Origin of the sequence: Cobetia sp. SIMBA_158 (assembly GCF_046566945.1) — a bacterium.
In the GTDB taxonomy this organism is placed as follows: domain Bacteria; phylum Pseudomonadota; class Gammaproteobacteria; order Pseudomonadales; family Halomonadaceae; genus Cobetia; species Cobetia amphilecti.
Genome location: NZ_JAWJYL010000834.1, coordinates 1 through 248 on the forward strand (window position 1 = coordinate 1; position 248 = coordinate 248).

The 248-nt window shown below is 70.2% G+C and carries 1 protein-coding gene; it reads right to left on the reverse strand.

Annotated features, from left to right (window positions below):
- Positions 1-248 (reverse strand): adenylosuccinate synthetase (locus R2R70_RS22170; protein WP_410979225.1); only part of this gene is annotated, 248 nt, incomplete at both ends.

A 248-nucleotide genomic window follows, 5' to 3' on the forward strand; every position in this document is an offset into this window, starting at 1 on the left:
GGCAGGACCAGCGTGGCGTTCTCCGCGATCGACAGATTGTCGGGCGTCACCGACAGCCCCAGCTCGGCCATCCGCCCGATCTCGGCCAGCAGCGCCTCGGGATCGAGCGCCACGCCGTTGCCGATCACCCCGCGCTTGCCGCGCACGATGCCGCTCGGCAGCAGCGCGAGCTTGTACGTCTTGTCGCCGACGACCAGCGTATGGCCCGCGTTGTGGCCGCCGTTGTAGCGTGCGACCAGATCGGCCTG